The 19225-nt window shown below is 32.7% G+C and carries 26 protein-coding genes, 1 tRNA gene and 2 pseudogenes; 14 read left to right on the top strand and 15 right to left on the bottom strand.

Annotation, left to right across the window (positions count from 1 at the left end):
• Position 1: 1 nt before the first annotated feature.
• The 7 genes from IPJ23_03300 to IPJ23_03270 all read left to right on the top strand — a co-directional run bounded on the left by IPJ23_03300 (position 2) and on the right by IPJ23_03270 (position 6223).
• Positions 2-418, top strand: coding sequence for a hypothetical protein (locus tag IPJ23_03300; protein ID MBK7629736.1), 417 nt, complete (start codon positions 2-4; stop codon positions 416-418).
• Positions 418-1653, top strand: a complete 1236-nt coding sequence (locus IPJ23_03295) for an HlyC/CorC family transporter (protein ID MBK7629735.1) — start codon at positions 418-420, stop codon at positions 1651-1653. The genes IPJ23_03300 and IPJ23_03295 overlap by 1 nt, the downstream gene beginning before the upstream one ends.
• The gene (locus IPJ23_03290; GenBank protein ID MBK7629734.1) at positions 1637-2050 is read left to right on the top strand and encodes a thiol-disulfide oxidoreductase DCC family protein; all 414 of its coding nucleotides are present in this window, start codon (positions 1637-1639) and stop codon (positions 2048-2050) included. Before IPJ23_03295 ends, IPJ23_03290 begins: the two co-directional genes overlap by 17 nt.
• Before the next feature lie 79 nt (positions 2051-2129).
• Positions 2130-3263 (top strand): tRNA guanosine(34) transglycosylase Tgt, encoded by a 1134-nt coding sequence (gene tgt, locus IPJ23_03285; protein MBK7629733.1) that lies wholly within the window; start codon positions 2130-2132, stop codon positions 3261-3263.
• A 38-nt stretch (positions 3264-3301) separates the two neighbouring features.
• Positions 3302-3589, top strand: a complete 288-nt coding sequence (gene yajC, locus IPJ23_03280) for a preprotein translocase subunit YajC (GenBank protein MBK7629732.1) — start codon at positions 3302-3304, stop codon at positions 3587-3589.
• A 17-nt stretch (positions 3590-3606) separates the two neighbouring features.
• Entirely contained in the window at positions 3607-4803 is a 1197-nt protein-coding gene (locus IPJ23_03275) for a bifunctional 3,4-dihydroxy-2-butanone-4-phosphate synthase/GTP cyclohydrolase II (GenBank protein ID MBK7629731.1), read from the top strand.
• Positions 4804-4906: 103 nt separating this feature from the next.
• Positions 4907-6223 (top strand): nodulation protein NfeD, encoded by a 1317-nt coding sequence (locus tag IPJ23_03270; GenBank protein ID MBK7629730.1) that lies wholly within the window; start codon positions 4907-4909, stop codon positions 6221-6223.
• 62 nt (positions 6224-6285) lie between these two features.
• Here IPJ23_03270 and IPJ23_03265 read toward each other — a convergent pair whose 3' ends face one another.
• From IPJ23_03265 to IPJ23_03195, 15 genes and pseudogenes are all read right to left on the bottom strand, one after another.
• Positions 6286-7338, bottom strand: a complete 1053-nt coding sequence (locus IPJ23_03265) for a hypothetical protein (protein ID MBK7629729.1) — start codon at positions 7336-7338, stop codon at positions 6286-6288.
• A 9-nt stretch (positions 7339-7347) separates the two neighbouring features.
• The gene (locus IPJ23_03260) at positions 7348-8238 is read right to left on the bottom strand and encodes a DUF1343 domain-containing protein (GenBank protein MBK7629728.1); all 891 of its coding nucleotides are present in this window, start codon (positions 8236-8238) and stop codon (positions 7348-7350) included.
• A complete protein-coding gene (locus IPJ23_03255; protein MBK7629727.1) occupies positions 8205-8585 on the bottom strand; it encodes a DUF1343 domain-containing protein in 381 nt (126 codons plus the stop codon). Before IPJ23_03255 ends, IPJ23_03260 begins: the two co-directional genes overlap by 34 nt.
• 121 nt (positions 8586-8706) lie before the next feature.
• Positions 8707-9117: a nucleoside-diphosphate kinase gene (gene ndk / locus IPJ23_03250; protein MBK7629726.1), complete on the bottom strand. Its 411-nt coding sequence runs from the start codon at positions 9115-9117 to the stop codon at positions 8707-8709.
• Positions 9118-9147: 30 nt separating this feature from the next.
• Entirely contained in the window at positions 9148-10194 is a 1047-nt protein-coding gene (gene sucD / locus IPJ23_03245; protein MBK7629725.1) for a succinate--CoA ligase subunit alpha, read from the bottom strand.
• 72 nt (positions 10195-10266) lie between these two features.
• Positions 10267-10773, bottom strand: coding sequence for a GNAT family N-acetyltransferase (locus IPJ23_03240; GenBank protein MBK7629724.1), 507 nt, complete (start codon positions 10771-10773; stop codon positions 10267-10269).
• Positions 10757-12183: pseudogene (gene gatA, locus IPJ23_03235) on the bottom strand (Asp-tRNA(Asn)/Glu-tRNA(Gln) amidotransferase subunit GatA). The gene IPJ23_03240 and the pseudogene gatA overlap by 17 nt, the downstream one beginning before the upstream one ends.
• A 170-nt stretch (positions 12184-12353) precedes the next feature.
• Entirely contained in the window at positions 12354-12851 is a 498-nt protein-coding gene (locus IPJ23_03230; protein ID MBK7629723.1) for a YajQ family cyclic di-GMP-binding protein, read from the bottom strand.
• 186 nt (positions 12852-13037) lie between these two features.
• Positions 13038-13111, bottom strand: a tRNA-Pro gene (locus tag IPJ23_03225).
• 19 nt (positions 13112-13130) lie between these two features.
• The gene (gene tatA, locus IPJ23_03220) at positions 13131-13325 is read right to left on the bottom strand and encodes a twin-arginine translocase TatA/TatE family subunit (protein ID MBK7629722.1); all 195 of its coding nucleotides are present in this window, start codon (positions 13323-13325) and stop codon (positions 13131-13133) included.
• Positions 13326-13334: 9 nt separating this feature from the next.
• Positions 13335-14036: a phosphoribosylformylglycinamidine synthase subunit PurQ gene (gene purQ / locus IPJ23_03215; GenBank protein MBK7629721.1), complete on the bottom strand. Its 702-nt coding sequence runs from the start codon at positions 14034-14036 to the stop codon at positions 13335-13337.
• A complete protein-coding gene (gene purS, locus IPJ23_03210; GenBank protein ID MBK7629720.1) occupies positions 14033-14284 on the bottom strand; it encodes a phosphoribosylformylglycinamidine synthase subunit PurS in 252 nt (83 codons plus the stop codon). The genes purQ and purS overlap by 4 nt, the downstream gene beginning before the upstream one ends.
• A 3-nt stretch (positions 14285-14287) precedes the next feature.
• Positions 14288-15007 carry a CDP-diacylglycerol--serine O-phosphatidyltransferase gene (gene pssA, locus IPJ23_03205; protein MBK7629719.1) on the bottom strand — a complete coding sequence of 240 codons (720 nt, stop codon included), beginning with the start codon at positions 15005-15007 and terminating at the stop codon, positions 14288-14290.
• A 3-nt stretch (positions 15008-15010) separates the two neighbouring features.
• Positions 15011-15654 (bottom strand): annotated as a pseudogene (locus tag IPJ23_03200) (phosphatidylserine decarboxylase family protein).
• Positions 15632-16036, bottom strand: coding sequence for a hypothetical protein (locus tag IPJ23_03195; GenBank protein ID MBK7629718.1), 405 nt, complete (start codon positions 16034-16036; stop codon positions 15632-15634). The pseudogene IPJ23_03200 and the gene IPJ23_03195 overlap by 23 nt, the downstream one beginning before the upstream one ends.
• Positions 16037-16466: 430 nt before the next feature.
• On the opposite strand from IPJ23_03195, the gene IPJ23_03190 reads away from it, so the two are divergent.
• From IPJ23_03190 to IPJ23_03160, 7 genes are read left to right on the top strand one after another with little or no spacing between them, the layout of a single operon-like run.
• Positions 16467-16793, top strand: coding sequence for a YbaB/EbfC family nucleoid-associated protein (locus IPJ23_03190; protein MBK7629717.1), 327 nt, complete (start codon positions 16467-16469; stop codon positions 16791-16793).
• A gap of 1 nt (position 16794) precedes the next feature.
• A complete protein-coding gene (gene recR / locus IPJ23_03185) occupies positions 16795-17391 on the top strand; it encodes a recombination protein RecR (GenBank protein MBK7629716.1) in 597 nt (198 codons plus the stop codon).
• Complete coding sequence (locus IPJ23_03180) at positions 17388-17561, top strand: hypothetical protein (protein MBK7629715.1); 174 nt, start codon at positions 17388-17390, stop codon at positions 17559-17561. Before recR ends, IPJ23_03180 begins: the two co-directional genes overlap by 4 nt.
• Positions 17537-18124: a class I SAM-dependent methyltransferase gene (locus IPJ23_03175; GenBank protein MBK7629714.1), complete on the top strand. Its 588-nt coding sequence runs from the start codon at positions 17537-17539 to the stop codon at positions 18122-18124. Before IPJ23_03180 ends, IPJ23_03175 begins: the two co-directional genes overlap by 25 nt.
• A complete protein-coding gene (locus IPJ23_03170) occupies positions 18121-18405 on the top strand; it encodes a hypothetical protein (GenBank protein MBK7629713.1) in 285 nt (94 codons plus the stop codon). The genes IPJ23_03175 and IPJ23_03170 overlap by 4 nt, the downstream gene beginning before the upstream one ends.
• Complete coding sequence (locus tag IPJ23_03165) at positions 18402-18704, top strand: hypothetical protein (protein ID MBK7629712.1); 303 nt, start codon at positions 18402-18404, stop codon at positions 18702-18704. Before IPJ23_03170 ends, IPJ23_03165 begins: the two co-directional genes overlap by 4 nt.
• Before the next feature lie 13 nt (positions 18705-18717).
• Complete coding sequence (locus IPJ23_03160) at positions 18718-19209, top strand: hypothetical protein (GenBank protein ID MBK7629711.1); 492 nt, start codon at positions 18718-18720, stop codon at positions 19207-19209.
• The last annotated feature ends 16 nt before the right edge of the window (positions 19210-19225 follow it).

The raw sequence follows: 19225 nt of genomic DNA, 5'->3' as shown, positions 1-19225 counted from the left end.
TTTGATATTCATATCATGTTCAAATTCTCAGGTCCAAAAGAATAAAATTGAAAAGCAAATAGATATTATTGATATGCAGGCATGGATAAATCTAATGCCTGGCGGTCCAGGTTCTTTTCATTTATCTGGCGAGTATGAATTTGATGGAACTGAAAATATTAATCTATCACTTTCAAAAATTACAGTTTATTCTGAAAACAAAATTATTTATGAAATAAGTTCTGCTGATTTTAGTAATGAATCACATGCTGGAGAGAACATCAAAAAAATAAAATATAGATTCAACATCCAACCGGGTTTAAAATTAAATGAGATGATTAGAACAGTTGAAAAGATAGAAGTTAAGTTGATATATGATTTTGATGGCAGTTCAATTGAGAAAATAAAAAACAATATTTATGTAACACGAGCTTATTGATGTTTCAGGATTTTATATTTTTAGTAGTGTTGATTTTATTTAGTGCTTACTTTTCCAGCACCGAGATGGCTTATATAGTGGCGAACAAACTCAAAATTGAAGTAAGAGCCAGAAAAAAAAATATCGCTGCTCAATCTGCGTTTTACTTCGTAAAGGATCCGCAAAAGTTTTACTCAACAATTTTAATCGGCAATAATATTATTAATATCGCTTTTGCATCAATTTCAACGATAATATTGGCAAGTGAGTTTGGGTGGAGTGATTACAAAATACTTTTATTTGTTTCTGTAATTACGTTAGTATTTGGCGAATTGATTCCAAAATATATTGCAAGAGAAAGTGCTGATTCCCTATTGTTAATAGTATCAATCCCTCTGCGATTGCTTTCAATAATTTTATATCCGTTTATAAAGCTTACTACACAACTTTCAAAAATGCTCACCGAAAGTAAAAAAGATTCTGCTGAAAACATTGCTCATCTGTTTGATAAAGAAGATATGAAAATTCTTGTTGATGAAGTTCACTCAACCAGTTTAGCAAAGGATGAAGAAAGTTCTTTCATCTCAAAAGTTTTTGATTTTAGTGAACAGAAGGTTTATGAGGCAATGCGTCCGAGAACAGAAATTACTGGAATGTCTATTAATGATTCTGTCTCAAATGCTGTGGATTTATTTATTGAATCAGGTTACTCAAAAGTTATTATATATGAAGATGATCTTGATAATATAAAAGGGTTTATCTTAGCAAAAGATTTGTTCAGCACTCCGAAACAGATTAAAGATATTATTCGTAATACTCAATTTTATCCGGAGACTAAAAAAAGTTTAGAAATATTAAATGAGTTTCTAACTAATAATGATTCGATAGCAGTGGTAATCGATGAGTTTGGAGGCACTGCAGGCATCGTTACTATGGAAGATATAATTGAGGAATTATTTGGTGATATTAAAGATGAGTATGATGTTGATGAAGTAATTTGCAGAAAAATTTCTAAAGATTCGTTTATAATAAGCGGCAAGGTTGAAATAGATCATTTGAATGATAAGTTTAAGCTCGAAATCCCTACAGGAAATTATGAGACTATTGCAGGATTTATAATTGATAGTATTGGTCACATTCCAAAACCAAATGAAACACTTACTATTAACAATTATTCTATTTTAGTTATTCGAGCTGATAATGTTAGGATTGATTTAATTAAACTGATTTATAAGTCTGATGACAGCAACCAATAATGCGGATTTAAAAATAATATTATTTGATGGCGTTTGTAATTTATGCAACTACTGGGTTAATTTTATTATCGATCGTGATAAACAAAATTTCTTTAAATTTGCTGCTCTTCAATCAGAAAAAGGTAAAGAACTGATTGATAAATTTGATCTACCAAAGGATGACTTTGATTCTTTTATTCTGATCTCTGAAAACAACATTTATAAAAAATCAACTGCTGCGTTTGAAATATTAAAGCACCTAAACGGTCTGATTAAAATACTTTTTCCACTAAAATACTTACCAGTTGTATTCACAGATTTTTTTTATAATTTTATTGCGAGGAATAGGTATAAGATTTTTGGAAAAAAAGAATCTTGCCGAATCCCGACAAAAGAAGAAAAAAGTAAATTTCTCTAACCTATTCAACAATATCCTAATTGGGATAAACATTATTTTAGGTTAAATTTGCCTCACAAAAATTAGAGTAAAAGGCATATTGTTAAAGCTTAATATTGATTCAAAAGATACGAATTGTAAAGCACGCGCGGGATGGTTTGAAACAGATCACGGAAAAGTTGAAACTCCAATATTTATGCCTGTTGGCACACAAGGTACCGTTAAAGCCGTAAATCAAAGTTATCTTGCGGATGAAATAAAAGCACAAATTGTTCTTTCAAATACTTATCATTTGTATTTAAGACCAGGAACTGAAATTCTTGAAGCGGCCGGCGGACTTCATAAATTTATGAATTGGCAAAAGCCAATTTTAACCGATAGCGGCGGTTATCAGGTTTTTAGTTTATCTGAACTTAGAAAACTTAAATCTGATGGAGTTGAATTCAGATCTCATTTAGATGGATCAAAACATTTTTTTACACCTGAAAAGGTAATTGGAATTCAGCGAAGCATTGGTTCAGACATTATGATGGTTCTTGACGAGTGTGCACCATATCCGTGTGATTATGATTATGCAAAAAATTCTGTTCAACTTACTAGTAATTGGGCTGTTTTAAATAAAGAAGCTTTTGAAAAATCTAAACCAATATTTGGACACAAACAATATCAGTTTGGCATAATTCAAGGATCGATATATAAAGACTTGCGGGAAAAATCTGTAAATGATTTATTGAAATTAGATTTTGATGGTTATGCAATTGGCGGGCTGGCTGTTGGTGAACCGATGGAGCAAATGTATGAGCTTGTTAATTTTACGACTGATTTTATGCCTCAAGATAGACCAAGATATTTAATGGGTGTTGGTAAACCTGAAAATATTTTGGAATCAATTGCTCGTGGTGTTGATATGTTTGATTGTGTTATGCCAACACGCAATGCACGTAATGCCAATGTATTTACATGGAACGGAACACTTTCAATGCGGAATGCAAAGTATAAAAATGAATTTGTTCCATTAGATGAAAATTGCGGGTGTTATACTTGTAGAAATTATACGCGTGCTTATTTAAGACATTTATTCATCGCTGAAGAGATTCTTGCTCTCGAACTTGCATCGATACATAATTTGTATTTTTATCTTGAATTAGTAACTCAAGCAAGAAAATTTATTATTGATGGAAATTTTCTTGAATGGAAAAATAAAACTGTAAATGAAATATCAATTAAAAATTAAAATCAAAAGGAGAAAATAAATTGGATATATTATTAGCAATGGCGCCACAAGGTGGAGAAGGCGGTGGCGGAAGTTTAATCAGCACTGTAATAATGTTTGGTGCAATATTCGCTATCTTTTATTTTATGATTATTAGACCTCAACAAAAGCGAGCAAAAGAGAGAGAAAAACTGCTTTCTAATATTGAAAAGGGCGATAAAATAATTACAAGCAGTGGCGTTCATGCTACTATAGTTGGAATTGAAGAAAAAACTGTTCTTATCGAAATTGCTCCTAATGTTAAAATTAAAATTGAACGCTCTGGAATTGGCAGCGTAGTAAAATAAATTAAGAGATTTTATTTATGTTTTGCAGTACTGAAGAAGCTATTGATGAAATAAAGAACGGTAAAGTCATTATCGTTGTTGATGATGAAGACCGTGAGAATGAAGGCGATTTTATTTGTGCGGCTGAATATGTTACTCCGGATATTGTAAATTTTATGGTAACACACGGCAGAGGAATGCTGTGTGTTGCTATTAATGGAAAACGTTTAGACGAATTAAACCTTCCGCTAATGGTTGAATCAAACTCAGCTTTACATGGAACCCAATTCACTGTTACCGTTGATGCTATTGAAGGAACAACTACAGGAATTTCTGCAGCAGATCGAGCACATACAATCAAAAAGCTTATTGATCCAAAATCCACATCGAATGATTTTGCAAAACCGGGTCACATTTTTCCGTTGCGCTCATTTGAAGAAGGTGTTTTAAGAAGAGCAGGGCATACTGAAGCCGCTGTTGATTTATGTAATCTTGCAAATTTAAATCCTGCTGGTGTTTTGTGTGAGATATTAAAAGAAGATGGGGAGATGGCTCGCGTACCCGAGTTGATTGCGATAGCGAAAAAGTTTAATCTTAAAATATTTACTGTTCAGGAATTGATTAAGTATAGAATTAAAAATGAAAATCTAATTGAAAAAATTTCAGAAATAGATTTTCCAACTGATCATGGTAAGTTCAAGCTCCATCTTTATAAAAATCTTTTAGATAAGAAAAAACAAGTTGCCTTGGTTAAGGGTGAACCTGATTCTGAAAAACCATTTCTTGTTCGTATGCACTCAGAGTGTTTAACAGGCGATGTCTTCCACTCGTTAAGATGCGATTGCCACGATCAGTTAAATCGTGCACTTGATTTGATTGAACAAAATGGTTCCGGTGCATTAGTTTATATGCGGCAGGAAGGAAGAGGAATTGGACTTGAGAATAAAATTAAAGCTTACCATTTGCAGGATGAAGGCAAAGACACTGTAGAAGCAAACGAAGAACTTGGCTTTAAAGCTGATTTAAGAGATTATGGAATTGGCGCACAAATTTTACTAAATCTAGGAATAAAAAAAATAAATCTTCTTACAAACAATCCTAAAAAGGTTATTGGTTTAAATGGCTACGGACTTGAAATTATTGAACGAATTCCAATTGAAATTTTACCAAACACAAACAACGAAAAATATTTAAAGACAAAACGTGATAAGTTGGGTCATATTATTTTGCAGTAGTACTTGGGCTCACATTTATTCCGCTCTTTCCGCTCAATCTGAATTTCATTATTTTCAACTAAGAATTATTCAATTCTTTTGAAAATTAAAATGAGAAGATAAAATGAAATTTATAATTGCACTCCTTTTTGTATTAACCTCATTCGCTCAGCAAAAGACTGTTTATGTGGCATACATTGACAGTGAAATCGATTTAGGTTTAGCACCATACATTTCTCGTGTAATTTCCGAAGCAGAACAAAATAAAGCCGATGCAATAATATTTAAAATTAATACGTTTGGTGGCAGAGTTGACGCGGCAACACAAATTAAAGATGCAATTATATCAAGTAAAATTCTAACAATAGCGTTTATTAACAATCGTGCAATTTCTGCCGGAGCATTAATTGCATTGTCGTGTAATAAAATTGTGATGGTTCCGGGTAGTTCAATCGGGGCCGCAACTGTGGTTGACCAATCAGGACAGAAAGTTGGAGAGAAATATCAATCCTACATGCGTTCAGAAATGCGTTCTACTGCGGAACGAAATGGAAGAAGAACTGATATTGCTGAAGGTATGGTTGATGAAAGAGTTGAAATCCCTGGTCTAGTGGATAGTACAAAGTTAATTACACTTACATCTGAAGAAGCTTTAAAGTACAAAATTGCTGATACAGTAGTTGTTGATTTTAAGGCTGCCTTAAATTATTTCGGATTAAAGAGTGCTAAAGAGGTTGTAGTAACTGCTAACTGGGCAGAAGATGTGGTAAAGTTTCTTAACAATGCTATTGTTTCATCAATACTTATTATGATTGGATTTTTTGGATTGATGGCAGAGATTAAAACCCCAGGTTGGGGAGTTGGAGGAACGGTTGGACTTATCGCATTAATTTTGTTTTTTGGATCAGCATATATTTTACAGCTAGCTTCTATATTAGAAATATTACTTTTCGTAATTGGTTTGGGATTATTATTAGCTGAGATTTTTATTATTCCCGGATTTGGTGTTGCAGGCATTTCGGGAATCGTTCTAATTTTTGCTTCAATATTCTTATCGTTGCTTGGAACTGAACCATTTATTGATATGAATGCTGTATCGCTAGCAATTATTCAATTATCCGGTTCTATGCTTTTTGCATTACTTGGAATGTTTTTTCTTGTTAGGTTTTTGCCAAAATCAAGAGCATTTAATAAACTTGTATTATCAGAATCTGAAAAGGCTGAACACGGATTTGTTTCATATCAATCTGAAAAAGATTTGATTGGTAAAACTGGGATCGCATTTACAACTCTAAGACCAGGCGGCACAGCAGAAATAAATGGAAGAAGAATTGATGTCGTTGCTGATTCTGAATACATAGATAAAGATGTAAAGATTAAAGTCTTACGAGTTGAAGGAATTAAAGTTGTTGTTACTGCGGTAAAGGGAAATATTAGTTAAAATCATTTTTATACTAGTTCAAAAAAAGCCGGCTTATACCGGCTTTTTGGTTTTAGAAATTATTAAAGTAACTCTAAAATATTTGTATTGCTTATAACGTCACGACGGGTACCTTTTTGTTTGCCTTGGGGTGTATTGGCTTCCATAGAATAAGATATTTCTAAACGAGTTTTTGTGCGTGATTTAATCTGAATTCCTTTATCAACATTGAAATAAAATTTCCCTTCCGCAATGGAAATTGGTTTTTGAAATGAATAAGAAATTCCACCCTGGTTTACTTTTGATTGGCCTGAGTATTTAAAATCAATTCCAGCATCAATAACAGCAACACGATTGCCATCTAATTTTTCAACATTCTCAAGTTTATATGTATTCGTGTAATTAATTTGATAAACCATCAATGGAACAGGTGCTTGCTGTATCTGCCAGGATGAATCTGTGTAAACTTCTTTATCGGAAAGTTTCCTAACTATTTGAGTTAACAGCGGTGTAAGGACGCCGTTAATAATTTCCTGTCGGATCGAATTTCTATCATTAATAGAGATAGTATCGCCAGCTCCTTTTAGTTCAAGATATTTGTTAGAAATTTTATCAGCCTTATAAACTTCTAATATCTCACCTTTGGTATTAAAGCGAACACTAAATGGATTATTATATAGTGATTGGTACTCAGCAAATTGATGTATCTTAACAGAATCCACATCTTTACCCGCTTCAAAATTGAAAAATTCTCCATTTGCAGATGCTTCAAGTTTTAAAAAATTAATTTTTATGTCAGCTTCAGTTGATCCTTCTTCATCAACATCTTTAACATCTAAATTAATTATATAAACAATTTTTTGATTTACACTTGTTGACATTGATGTATCCATCGTGATTGTCTGAGTGTTATTCGCGATAGTAGTAAGACGATAAAGAACTTTGTCACCTTTAGTAAATTTATATTTCATTAAAAATGGTTTACCTGAATTATCAACTCCATCTGTTTTTAAATCAGTTGAATCAAAAGAATATTTATCTTTATCTGATGTTTTATTTTCTGGTTCATTCTTTTTCTCATTACAACCAATTACAATTAAACTAAATGTGATGAGCACTAATAAGTATTTTAACATTTTTTCCTCTTAATAAAGTAGATATTTTTTTCGTTTTTTCTCGAACTTAACTAATTCTTTTTGCCACGATGCAATGATTTTATCAGGAGCAATTTTTTTCTGTAAATCTTTTCGCAATTGATCAGTTCCACCAAGTCTATCAAATGACGGATTATTAAACTTAATTTTATTGCCATACAATTTAACAAGAACCAGTAATGTTTTTGTGCCAAATTTAACAGACTCAAATTTATTTGGGTCTGTAATTTTTATTTTTATTCCGTAACAGGTTTCATTTTTAAATTTTGGATTTGTTGCCATTCCCTTAAGGTCTTCTGGAATAAAAGCAACAGGTTGAAGTTCCGCTCCTTCAAATTTTAATAGATTTAATTTATCAATTACATCGTCAGCCTTTATAAATGGAGCTCCAAATTGTAAGAATGGAAATCTGGTTCCACGTCCTTCAGAGATATTTGTCCCTTCTAATAGACAAATTCCCGGATAAACTAATGCTGTTTCTAATGAATTTATATTCGGAGATGGTGAATTCCATTTTGAGTAAAACTCATTTGGTATTTCACGTTTCCAGTTCTTACACTGAATAACTTCTAGTTTAATATCCTTCCAGCTTGATACTATTTTTTCCCCAACAAAATAAGTTGCCAATTCACCGATCGTCATTCCGTGGGTTATTGGGATTTGAGCAATGCCTACAAATGATTTCAATTTTGGATCAAGCACCGGTCCATCAACATAATCTCCGCCAATTGGATTCGGACGATCTAAGATTATTACCGGAACTTTATTTTCACCCGCAGCTTCCAAAACATAAAACATTGTTGAGATATAAGTATAAAACCTTGCGCCAACATCTTGAATATCAAAAATTAAAACATCAATATTTTTAAAATCTCTTTGGATGGCTTCTTATCTTTTCCGTAAAGGGAAACAATAGGAACTTCTTTGTAAAGATTGTTCTTATAATCAATCTTTTCACCAGCTTCTGCAAAACCCTTAAAACCATGTTCAGGAGTAAAGATTGCACTTACTTTTACATTTTGTTGTTCAAGCAGCACATCAACTAAGTGAGTTCCGTTAGACAACAGTGCAGTATGATTACAAACCACTCCAATACTTTTGCCGGACACTAAATCTAATTTTTCCGAAAATAATAAATCTGCTCCATTAATTATTTGGGCATTATTAGGAATTGAGAAAAGAAAAGATAAAACAATTGCCATCATAATAAGGCTGTAACGTGATTTCATTTTAGTTCCTTTCACTATTTCCAAAAAAAACAAATGTCAGTCTGAGCTTGTCGAAGACTGACATTAAAAATAATCTTTTCACACTTCGACAGGCTCAGTGTGACAAAGAGAAATCTATTACTTATACCGGATAATTCTCAATTAACTCTTTACTCTCAAAGAAAAATGCAATTTCTTTCAAAGCATTTTCATTTGAATCTGATCCGTGAACCGCGTTGAACTGTACACTTCTTGCAAAAAGTTTTCTAACAGTACCTTCAGCAGCTTTTTCTGGATCTGTTGCTCCGATCAGTTTTCTGTAATCTTCAACAGCGTTTTCTTTTTCAAGTGCAATTGGTACACAAGGTCCTGACGTCATATATTCAACAAGTTCCCCATAGAATGGTTTTTCTTTGTGAATCTCATAGAATGCTTTTGCGGCTGATTCAGAAAGCTTAACCATTTTAAGTGCTTTAATTTTAAATCCCGCTTTGCTGATTAAAGAAATTATTTCACCAACGTGATTATCTTTTACAGCATCAGGTTTAATTATTGCTAATGTTTTGTTACCCAAGTAGAACTCCTATTTCTTTTTATTCTTTTTCTTGTGTGATTTTTTATCGTGTTTCTTTGGTTTCTCTTCTTTTTTCTTTTCGACTTTTTTCTTTGTTTTGGTTTTTATAACCTTAACTGGTTTGATAGATCTAGTTACTTTTTTCACCGTTGTAGTTTTTCTAATAATTGGTTTTTTAACTTTCAACTTTTCAATAGCTCTTAGCATAGTTACACCAATTTCGGCAGGACTCTCAACAACCAAAATTCCTGCTTTTTTCATCGCTGCCATTTTTTCTGCTGCTGTTCCTTTTCCACCTGAAATTATTGCACCAGCATGTCCCATTCGTCTTCCGGGAGGTGCAGTTCTTCCTGCAATAAATCCAACAACAGGTTTCTTAACATTTTTCATGATGAATTCAGCAGCTTCTTCTTCAGCACTTCCACCAATTTCACCAATCATTACAATTCCATCAGTGTCTTTATCATCATTAAACATTTTTATGATATCGATAAATCTTGAACCAATAATTGGATCACCGCCAATGCCAACACAAGTTGATTGCCCAAGTTTTACATCTGATAATTGTTTTACAGCTTCGTAAGTTAAAGTACCAGAGCGGGATACAACTCCAATTTTTCCTTTTTGATGAATGAAACCGGGCATAATTCCAACTTTTGCGATTCCTGGAGAGATAACTCCGGGACAATTAGGTCCAACTAAAACAATATCTTTGCCTTTAATTGAGTTATATACTTTTAGCATATCGTTGGTTGGGATACCTTCTGTGATACAGATGATAAATTTTATTCCTGCATTAGCAGCTTCTAAAATAGCATCTGCTGCAAATGCCGGGGGAACAAAAATTACGGATGAATTTGCTTTTTGAACTTTAACTGCTTCTGAGACAGTATTAAAAACAGGAACTCCTTGAAAATCTGTTCCGCCTTTACCGGGTGTAACGCCGGCAACAACTTTGGTCCCGTATTCAAGCATTTGAGTTGTATGGAAAGATCCTTCACCACCGGTAATCCCTTGGACAACGAGGCGAGTATTTTTATCAATAATGATAGCCATAAATAATCCTTTGCTAATTAAAATTTTATAAACAAAAATAAGGAAATTCTAGGATAATGATAAATGTCGGAATTAGATGATTTTATACCCAATCAAGTGCATAACTTCTGTAGAACCCATTTGAAAAGGCTCTTCTTCATCAAAAACAAACCCAAGATTTCTATACCAATCAAGTGATTTTATATTTTGTTCCATTACTCCAAGCCAGACTTTATTAAAATGCTTTTCTTTTGCGATTCTATAAGCCTCGTTTAATAACTTTTTACCAAGTCCAAACCCTTGATATTTTGGTAAAACATAAAGAGATGAAACGAAAATTTTTTTATCAATAGTGTTTTCAAAAACTTTCATCCAACCTGCGGGAATAGCATTAACATCTGCAATAATTCCCTTTGTGAAGGGATCATTTATCATTTCAATTAGTCTGTCGTGATTATAAAAATTATCAAAGTGGAAAAGAATATCTGCTTCTGGAATAAAAGAATAAGCATCTTTCCAGGTTGTAAGTAAAATGTTTTTTACTATGTTAAAGTCTTCTTTAGTCCAATTGCGAAAGGATATTTCAGCTTGAGATTTCATCTTGAATGTGTTTTGCTAACTTGAAAATCTTTTCTTCTTCAAACTGTTGTGATAAAATTTGTAACCCAATTGGCAGATTATCGGAGTTTTTTCCAATTGGTATATTCATTCCTGGTAAGCCGGCAAGGTTTGCAGATGTTGTATAGATGTCGCTTAAATACATTTGCAATGGATCATCAGATTTTTCACCAATCTTAAATGCAACGGTTGGAGTTGTTGGAGTTATCAGCAAATCAACTTGCTTAAATACATTATCAAAATCTTCTTTAATTAGTCTTCTAACTTTTTGTGCTTTGCGATAATAAGCTTCGTAATATCCTGAAGAAAGCACATAAGTGCCAAGCATTATTCTTCTTTTTACTTCTTTACCGAATCCTTGTGTGCGTGAATTTAAATACATTTCTTTAAGATTGGAATAATCACTCGCTCTATATCCATAACGTGCACCATCAAATCTCGCAAGGTTGGATGAAGCTTCTGCTGTTGTTAAAATGTAATAAGTAGCAATTGTGTATTCAGTTTTTGAAAGTGAAACTTCTTTTATCTCATAACCCTCAAGTATTAATTCATCTACAACATTTAATATTGCGGTTTTAATTTCATCATTAAGCCCATCCGCAAAATATTCTTTTGGAATACCAATTTTAAGTTTTTTGTCCTTTGATAATGATGTAGAAAAATCCGGAATTACTTTTTCAATTAATGTAGAATCATTTAAATCTTTTCCTGAAATAACTTCCATAACCAATGCCGCATCTTCAACATTTTTTGAAAATGGTCCAATAGTATCAAATGATGAAGCAAATGCTGTTAATCCAAAGCGAGAAACCCTTCCGTAAGTTGGTTTCAATCCATAAACTCCGCAAAATGCTGCAGGCTGTCGAATGGATCCACCCGTATCTGTGCCGAGAGAAACATCACAAAGATTTGCCGCAACAGCAACTGCTGATCCGCCGCTTGAACCACCAGGAACTCGAGTTTTATCCACAGGATTTATAACATTACCAAATGCAGAGTTTTCATTTGATGATCCCATCGCAAATTCATCGCAATTAGTTTTACCTATAATGATTGCATCTTGATCTATCAAATTTTGCACAGCAGTAGCAGTATAAAGCGAAGTAAAATTTTTTAAGATATTTGATGAGCAGGTAAGTGGATGATCTTGATAGGCAAGCACATCTTTTATTGCTATAACCATTCCCGCTAATCTGCCTGCAGAATTATTAATTATTTTTGCTCAACAAGTTTTGTTGATTCAATTGCTTCATCTTCAAAAACAAAGTTAAATGCATTAAGATCTTTTTGGTCCTCAATATTCTTAAGGAAGTGCTTTACATTTTCTTCAAGGCTTAACTTGCCTGATTTTATAAGCCCTAATTTTTCTTTGTGGTTTTTATAAAATGTCATCAAGAATTTATTATTAAAGATTTTATTGCTAAAAATAACATAATTGATTCAATTCCTGAATAATTGATTGGGGTAATTCAAAAGAAAATTGATAATTCAATCTAAAGGGGAAATATAATTTTAAAGGGAACAATGAAATTTTGTGCTGGTTGAAATTCTAAAGAATATTTTTATTTCATATTCACAAACTGAGTAGGGAAGTCAAGTTCAGCTTCTTTAACCATTGTTATAACCGCTTGAAGATCATCAATTTTTGCACCGGTAACTCTAACTTGTTCATCCTGAATCTGTGCGCTGACCTTTAGTTTGGATTCTTTAATAAGCTTTGTAATAATCTTGGCGTTTTCTTTTGAGATTCCGCTTTGAAGATTTATTACTTGTTTTAGTCTTCCACCAGAGGCGGCTTCAGGCTCATTAAACTTTAGAGCTTTAATGGATATACTTCTACGAATAAATTTTGTTTCTAAAATATCAACGGAAGATTTTCGGGAGTAATCATCTTTGGTGTTAATTGTAATCAGTTTATCTTTTTTATTAAGTTCAAGTTGGGTGTTAGAATCCTTAAGATCATAACGCTGATGAATTTCTTTTAATGCTTGATTAACAGCATTATCAGCTTCCTGAAAATCAATTTCAGAAACAATATCAAAAGAATGATTTTGTGCCATAATAATACCTAAAAAAGTTAATCGGGGTGATAGGATTCTTCCGAAGAAATCCCTCTGGGAGAACCTACGACCTTTTTAAAAATGAAAAATAAAATACTAAAAGTCGGGGTGATAGGATTCTTCCGAAGGAATCCCAATGGGAGAACCTACGACCTCTTTAAAAAATGAAAAATAAAATACCAAAAGTCGGGGTGATAGGATTCGAACCTACGGCCTCTTCGTCCCGAACGAAGCGCGCTACCGGGCTGCGCTACACCCCGGAAAATACATCATTAAAACTTAAGACTTATCAGATTTTTTTACATCATCATCAGTTTTTTTGATCTCTTCTTCAACATCTTTTAAAGATTTTTTAAATTCCTTCATACCTTTCCCTAAACCTTGAGCTAGTTCCGGAATTTTCTTTGCCCCAAATAACAATAGAATTACGAGAACAATTATTATTATTTCGCCTGCACCTAAATTTCCAAACATATCGTTCCTTTAGTTTAATATATAATTAGCTATCGATTTAAAAATTAACTGCCCATCAGTTCTGCCAAGAGTCGGATCGCAAGCTCTTTCCGGATGGGGCATCATTCCCATTACGTTACCATTTTTGTTTACAATTCCTGCTATGTTAAGTTGAGAACCATTTGGATTACTTTCATCATTTACTTTTCCATTTGCATCCGCATATCTAAAAAGTATTTGTTTATTTGTTTCAAGCTCCTGTAACACTAGTGCATCGGCAAAATAATTTCCTTCGCCATGTGCGATAGGAATTTTTATTGCTGAAGTTTCTTCACCAATTTCACTTGAAAAGATCGTTTCTCTATTTTCAGTTTTAAGATAAACATCTTTACAAGCAAACTTAAGGGAATTATTGCGTATCATAACTCCGGGCAACAAACCAGCTTCCAGTAAGATTTGAAAACCATTGCAAATTCCAATTACAATTCCGCCTTTATTTGCAAAGCTTATAACTGAATTCATAATTGGAGAAAATCTTGCGATAGAACCTGTGCGAAGATAATCGCCGTAAGAAAATCCCCCTGGCAAGAGAATAACGCTGCTGTGTTTTAAATCTGTGTCTTTATGCCAGAGAAATTCAACATCATAGTTTAGTACTTTGCGTAAAGAATAATATGCATCGTGATCGCAATTGGAGCCGGGAAAAACTACTACACCAAACTTTAAATTCATTTTACTTCATCCAAAGTAAATTCAAAATCTTCCATAATTGGATTAGAAAGCAGTTTAGAACAATATTCATTCACTTCTTTTTCTGCAGCATTTCGATCGGATAGATTTACATCAAACTCAATTAGTTTTCCGATGCGAGTGCTTGTGATATTTGAAATACCAAGATGTTTTGCACCTTTTTCTACTGCAACACCTTGCGGGTCAAGAATAGATGGTCTGCGTTTTATTAAAACTTTAGCTTTAAACACGTTTCACTCAGATTTTTTAGTTGAGAAATACCTAAAAATTTGCCGAAAAATACCAAATCCGATCATGAAAACAAAAATGAAAAACAATCCTTTAACCGTAAAAAGTATAAGCACTATTAGTGCGATCAAATATGTAATGTAAATCAAAGGATTTTTTTTAATAGCATCCATGGTAAACTTAGGAATAGTATCATACTTAATATTACTAACCATCAAGAAAGATACAATTAGAACCATTGGAATTATAAATTGTTTTTCGGTCTCACCAAAACCGTTATTATAAAATGATAAGATGAAGCAAACAATTGTTAGTGCTGAAGAAGGAATTGGTAAACCGGTAAAATAAGATTTATTAAATCCTACAAGCTGTACATTAAATCTAGCTAAACGAAATCCGCCTGCAATTAATGGTAGTGAACTGATTAGTATTCCAAAAGTATCAAACTGAAAAAAATAAGTTGCATAAAGCAGAAATGACGGGGCCGCACCAAAACTTACAACATCAGCAAGTGAGTCTAATTCAACGCCTAGTTCGCTGCTGGATTTTGTTAAACGCGCCATAAAACCATCAAGCGTATCAAAGATTGCGGCGATAATTATTAACCATCCCGCATAAATAAAATTTCCCTGGCTTGCGCTGATTATCGAAAAAAAACCGCTGAACATGTTCATAGCGGTAAATAAATTCGGTATTACAGAAGGTGTAATTCTAAATCGATTCATCCATTAATATTCAAAAAGAATTGTTTCGCCTGCAGTAACTTTGTCGTCTTTTTTTACTTTTACTTGCCACTGCTCAGGAACAATAATATCAACACGACTTCCAAATTTAATCATACCGAATCGATTTCCAATATTTACAAAGTCTCCAACTTTCAGATCACTTATAATTCTTCTTGCAACAAATCCGGCTATTTGAGTAAACAATACATTCCCTGCAGGACTTGTAATTCCAATTTCATTTCTTTCATTTCTTTCAGAAGCCTTATCTTCAAATGCTGCAATGTATTCACCTTTAATATAATTAACGTAATCAACTTTGCCGGTAATTGGAATTCTGTTTACGTGAACATTAAGTGGGGACATAAAGATCGAAACTAATTTTGCTTTGCTGTTCAGGAATTTATCATCTAATACGTCTTTTACAAATAACACTCTTCCATCCGCTGGAGAGACAACTATGTTAGATTTATTTGGAACTATACGATCAGGATCACGAAAAAAATTGAGTGTAAAAATTATCAGAAATGCAGAAAGCAATAAAAGCGGAATCCGGATAAAATTATTTTCTAAATATATGCTAAGTAGAATCAACAGAAATGCAACTGTAAAACAGCTCCCATTGTACTATAGCCGTATTTTGTAAACATTATTTAACGCTCGCAATATTAAAAGATGATCGGTATATTTTTTAACTTCATTTCCTGTTGAAAGTTTGTATGGATTTGTCCATTTAACACTTTCGTCTTTGGGAAAAATTTTGATACTTGCTGGTGTAAAATCTCCGATCAAGAAAATTTTATCTTCAAATTTTCCAAAATGGCAGCAAACTTCAGCAAGTATTTCGTTTCTTCTTTCAAAAAAGGATTTTAGAACTGCATTAATTTTTGAACAAATTCTTGCGATCAATTTCATATCTTCAGGTGTGCATAAATCGAAAGCGATTAAATGGCTTTCACTAATTACACTTTCTTTTCCACATCCATAATGAAATTCAAAAACGGGAAGATTTAATTCCGAACCCTCTTTCATCCCAAAGATTTTTGCATTTCTTTTATCTGCAGTGTTAAGAATTTTTATTCGGAAAGGAAATTCAGTACTAACTGAAAATTTTAAAGCATTTTCACCATCAATTCTTAAAAATGAAGTTGGGATATGGTATTCTTTAAGGTAATCGAAGAAAAAGGCATTGGCTAATGCAACTTTTTACCAATATCTTTCACCTTTACCTTCTTTTTATCAGCAATAAAGTAATTGTCTTGATATTCAATCAACTGATAATTTCCCTCATCAAAAGGAATATCATTTCGTTTTATGGTCTCAATCATTTATCCTCTGTTGGCAATTTTTAGTTACTAAAATTCAGGGCAGAAATTAGGCATATTAAATACATAAAGTCAATCGTTTATATTATATTTGACTTCTTAATAAACAGAAAAATTCAATTTTATAGGAGTGTTTTATGAAGGGTGGAATGCAAGGAATGTTGAAACAAGTGCAAAAAATGCAGGATGAGATGCAGCGTGTGCAAGGACAACTAGGAAATATGACAGTAACCGAAGAAGCTGGTGGTGGAATGATTAAAGCAAAAGCTAATGGAATGAAAGAGTTGATTTCGATCGAGATTGATCCTCAAGTTATTGTTTCTGAAGAAAAAGAGATTTTAGAAGATTTGGTAGTTGCAGCGGTTAACAAAGCTTTACAATCAGCAAATAAAATGGCAGAAGAAGAAATGGCTAAAGTTACAAAAGGTATGATTCCTCCCGGCTTAAATATTCCAGGATTTTAAGTTGCAGATAGCAGAACCACTTTTAATTGCAATTGAAGAATTGAGTAAACTTCCGGGAATCGGAAGAAAAACAGCTCAAAGGTTAGCATTGCACATTTTAAAGAATGATCAGGATGCTGTTAATAAATTTTTAAAGGCTATTGCGGATTTGAAGACAAAATTATTTTTCTGTAAAAGGTGTTTTAATATCACAGAAGAAGATCTTTGCGAAATTTGTAAAAGTGTAAAGCGAGATACAACAAAAATTTGTGTTGTTGAAGAAGCGAGTGATGTTATAGCCATTGAAAAGACAAATGAATATAACGGACTTTATCACGTTTTGGGCGGAGTGCTTTCTCCACTTGCAGGAGTTTCTGCACACGATTTAAAAATAAAAGAGTTACTATCAAGATTTGAAAATGAAAATATTACTGAAATAATTCTTGCAATAAATCCTGATACTGAAGGCGAAACAACTTCACTTTATCTTGCAAGATTGATAAAGCCATTAAACATAAAAGTTACACGCATCGCACGGGGTATTCCTATCGGTGGTGATTTAGAATTTGCCGATGAAGCCACAATCGGAAGAGCAATGTTAAATAGACTTGATTTATGAAATCAGAATGGTTTAAAGATTGGTTTAACACTCCAGAATATGTAAATGTATATCAACATAGAAACGAAAGAGATGCGGAAGAACATTTAAAGCTTATCCTAAATAATATTGAAATACCATCAGCTGCAAAAATAATTGATATGGCTTGCGGTGCCGGAAGACATATATAATTCTTGCCAGAAAAGATTTTGATGTAACTGCTGTTGATCTGAGTGGAAATTTATTATCAATTGCAAAACAATCCGCACAAAACAAAAACCTGAAAATAAATTTTATTCAATCTGATATTCGAAAATTTGAGACCTTTGAAAAGTTCAATTTGGTATTAAACCTTTTTACAAGTTTCGGATATTTTGAAACTGATGAAGAAAATTTTTCAGTTCTTAAAAAAGCCTATGATCTCTTAGAAATTGGTGGATACTTTGTGTTAGATTTTTTTAATTCACTATTTTTGAAACAAAATCTCATTGAATTTTCAGAAGAGAATTTTAATAATACTGAAATACATCAGTTCAGAAAAATTAAAGATAAACGTATAACAAAAAAGATAGTTATAACAAAAAATGGTAATCTAACTCAATTTGAAGAATCTGTAAGGATGTTTACCAAAGATGAGCTAGTCGATGCTATCCAAAAAATTGGATTTGATATTTACAAAACATTTGGTGATTTTCTTGGTAACGAATTTGAGCAATTTAGTTCACCACGATTGATAATGATTTGCAAAAAATGAATAAAGTAATTTTAATTTTAATTGTTTCTATATCTTTTACCTCCTGTGATCTATTTACCACACGCGATGCAGAAAATCCGGATCAAACAAGATCAAACTTTCAGCCTGCTGTTGAGCCATCAATTGTTATAGAAAACTTGAAAAATTCCTTTTTCGATAAAAACGTTCAGAACTACATTTCTTGTTTTGTGGATACAATTTTTGCTGAACGAAGTTTTAACTTTTCGGCATCCAGCGAAGCATTGTCTCTCTATCAGATTTTTTGCAAGGCTGGGGGTTGAGTGAAGAAAAAAGATATTTCAGCAGCATAGTAAATAAAGTATCGGTTGATTTTCCAATTTCACTTGGTTTTTCAGATGAAAACATAAGTAATTTTAGCGGTGATTCTTCCATTTATTCGGCTTCATACATTATTAATGTACCTGTGCCGGTTGGTGATCCATTTCCACAAACTTACGAAGGCAGTTTACAATTTAATATGCTTCGTGATTCGCGAGGCGAATATGTAATCTACTTTTGGAAGGATATTAAAAGCGGATCTTCACCTAGCTGGAGTGAATTAAAAGGAAGCTCTTATTAAAATTATAATTGTAATATTATTTTTATTAAGTTTTATTAGCTGTACAAATCCTTTTGCACCTAAGCTTGATGAAAATCTTAATGGTGGTGCATTGCCTATCTCTGACCAAAAAGAGATCGCTGGTGTTTTCCAAAATTTTAAGTACGCTTATACATTTAAGGACACTACTATATATGGCGGTTTACTATCAAACGATTTTACATTTACTTATCGTGATTATGATCAGGGATTTGATGTTACCTGGGGAAGGGATGAAGAGATGAGAACTACTTACGGTTTATTTCAAAACGCTCAACTTTTAGATCTAATTTGGAATAACATTGTATTAATTACTCAGGACTCGTTAACAGCTACAGCTACAATTATTAGGAGTTTTAATTTAACAATCACATTCAATCCTACCGATGTTGTTAGAGTGGATGGAAGGGTTAATTTAGCTTTAAAGAAAGATAGTGAAACAGAAGTCTGGCAGATCAAGCAATGGATTGATGAATCAAATTTCTAAAAAACTTATTTAAAAG

Source organism: Ignavibacteriales bacterium, assembly GCA_016709765.1.
In the GTDB taxonomy this organism is placed as follows: domain Bacteria; phylum Bacteroidota; class Ignavibacteria; order Ignavibacteriales; family Ignavibacteriaceae; genus IGN3.
This window is presented reverse-complemented; position numbering and strand designations above follow the sequence as displayed.

Bases quoted from the DNA above. Each gene is read 5' to 3' on its own strand.
- IPJ23_03295 (MBK7629735.1), top strand. From the start codon at position 418: ATGTTTCAGGATTTTATATTTTTAGTAGTGTTGATTTTATTTAGTGCT.
- IPJ23_03290 (MBK7629734.1), top strand. From the start codon at position 1,637: ATGACAGCAACCAATAATGCGGATTTAAAAATAATATTATTTGATGGC.
- yajC (MBK7629732.1), top strand. From the start codon at position 3,302: ATGGCGCCACAAGGTGGAGAAGGCGGTGGCGGAAGTTTAATCAGCACT.
- IPJ23_03275 (MBK7629731.1), top strand. From the start codon at position 3,607: ATGTTTTGCAGTACTGAAGAAGCTATTGATGAAATAAAGAACGGTAAA.
- IPJ23_03270 (MBK7629730.1), top strand. From the start codon at position 4,907: ATGAAATTTATAATTGCACTCCTTTTTGTATTAACCTCATTCGCTCAG.
- IPJ23_03265 (MBK7629729.1), bottom strand. From the start codon at position 7,338: ATGTTAAAATACTTATTAGTGCTCATCACATTTAGTTTAATTGTAATT.
- IPJ23_03255 (MBK7629727.1), bottom strand. From the start codon at position 8,585: ATGAAATCACGTTACAGCCTTATTATGATGGCAATTGTTTTATCTTTT.
- sucD (MBK7629725.1), bottom strand. From the start codon at position 10,194: ATGGCTATCATTATTGATAAAAATACTCGCCTCGTTGTCCAAGGGATT.
- IPJ23_03240 (MBK7629724.1), bottom strand. From the start codon at position 10,773: ATGAAATCTCAAGCTGAAATATCCTTTCGCAATTGGACTAAAGAAGAC.
- IPJ23_03230 (MBK7629723.1), bottom strand. From the start codon at position 12,851: ATGGCACAAAATCATTCTTTTGATATTGTTTCTGAAATTGATTTTCAG.
- tatA (MBK7629722.1), bottom strand. From the start codon at position 13,325: ATGTTTGGAAATTTAGGTGCAGGCGAAATAATAATAATTGTTCTCGTA.
- purQ (MBK7629721.1), bottom strand. From the start codon at position 14,036: ATGAATTTAAAGTTTGGTGTAGTAGTTTTTCCCGGCTCCAATTGCGAT.
- pssA (MBK7629719.1), bottom strand. From the start codon at position 15,007: ATGAATCGATTTAGAATTACACCTTCTGTAATACCGAATTTATTTACC.
- IPJ23_03195 (MBK7629718.1), bottom strand. From the start codon at position 16,036: ATGAAAGAGGGTTCGGAATTAAATCTTCCCGTTTTTGAATTTCATTAT.
- IPJ23_03190 (MBK7629717.1), top strand. From the start codon at position 16,467: ATGAAGGGTGGAATGCAAGGAATGTTGAAACAAGTGCAAAAAATGCAG.
- IPJ23_03180 (MBK7629715.1), top strand. From the start codon at position 17,388: ATGAAATCAGAATGGTTTAAAGATTGGTTTAACACTCCAGAATATGTA.
- IPJ23_03170 (MBK7629713.1), top strand. From the start codon at position 18,121: ATGAATAAAGTAATTTTAATTTTAATTGTTTCTATATCTTTTACCTCC.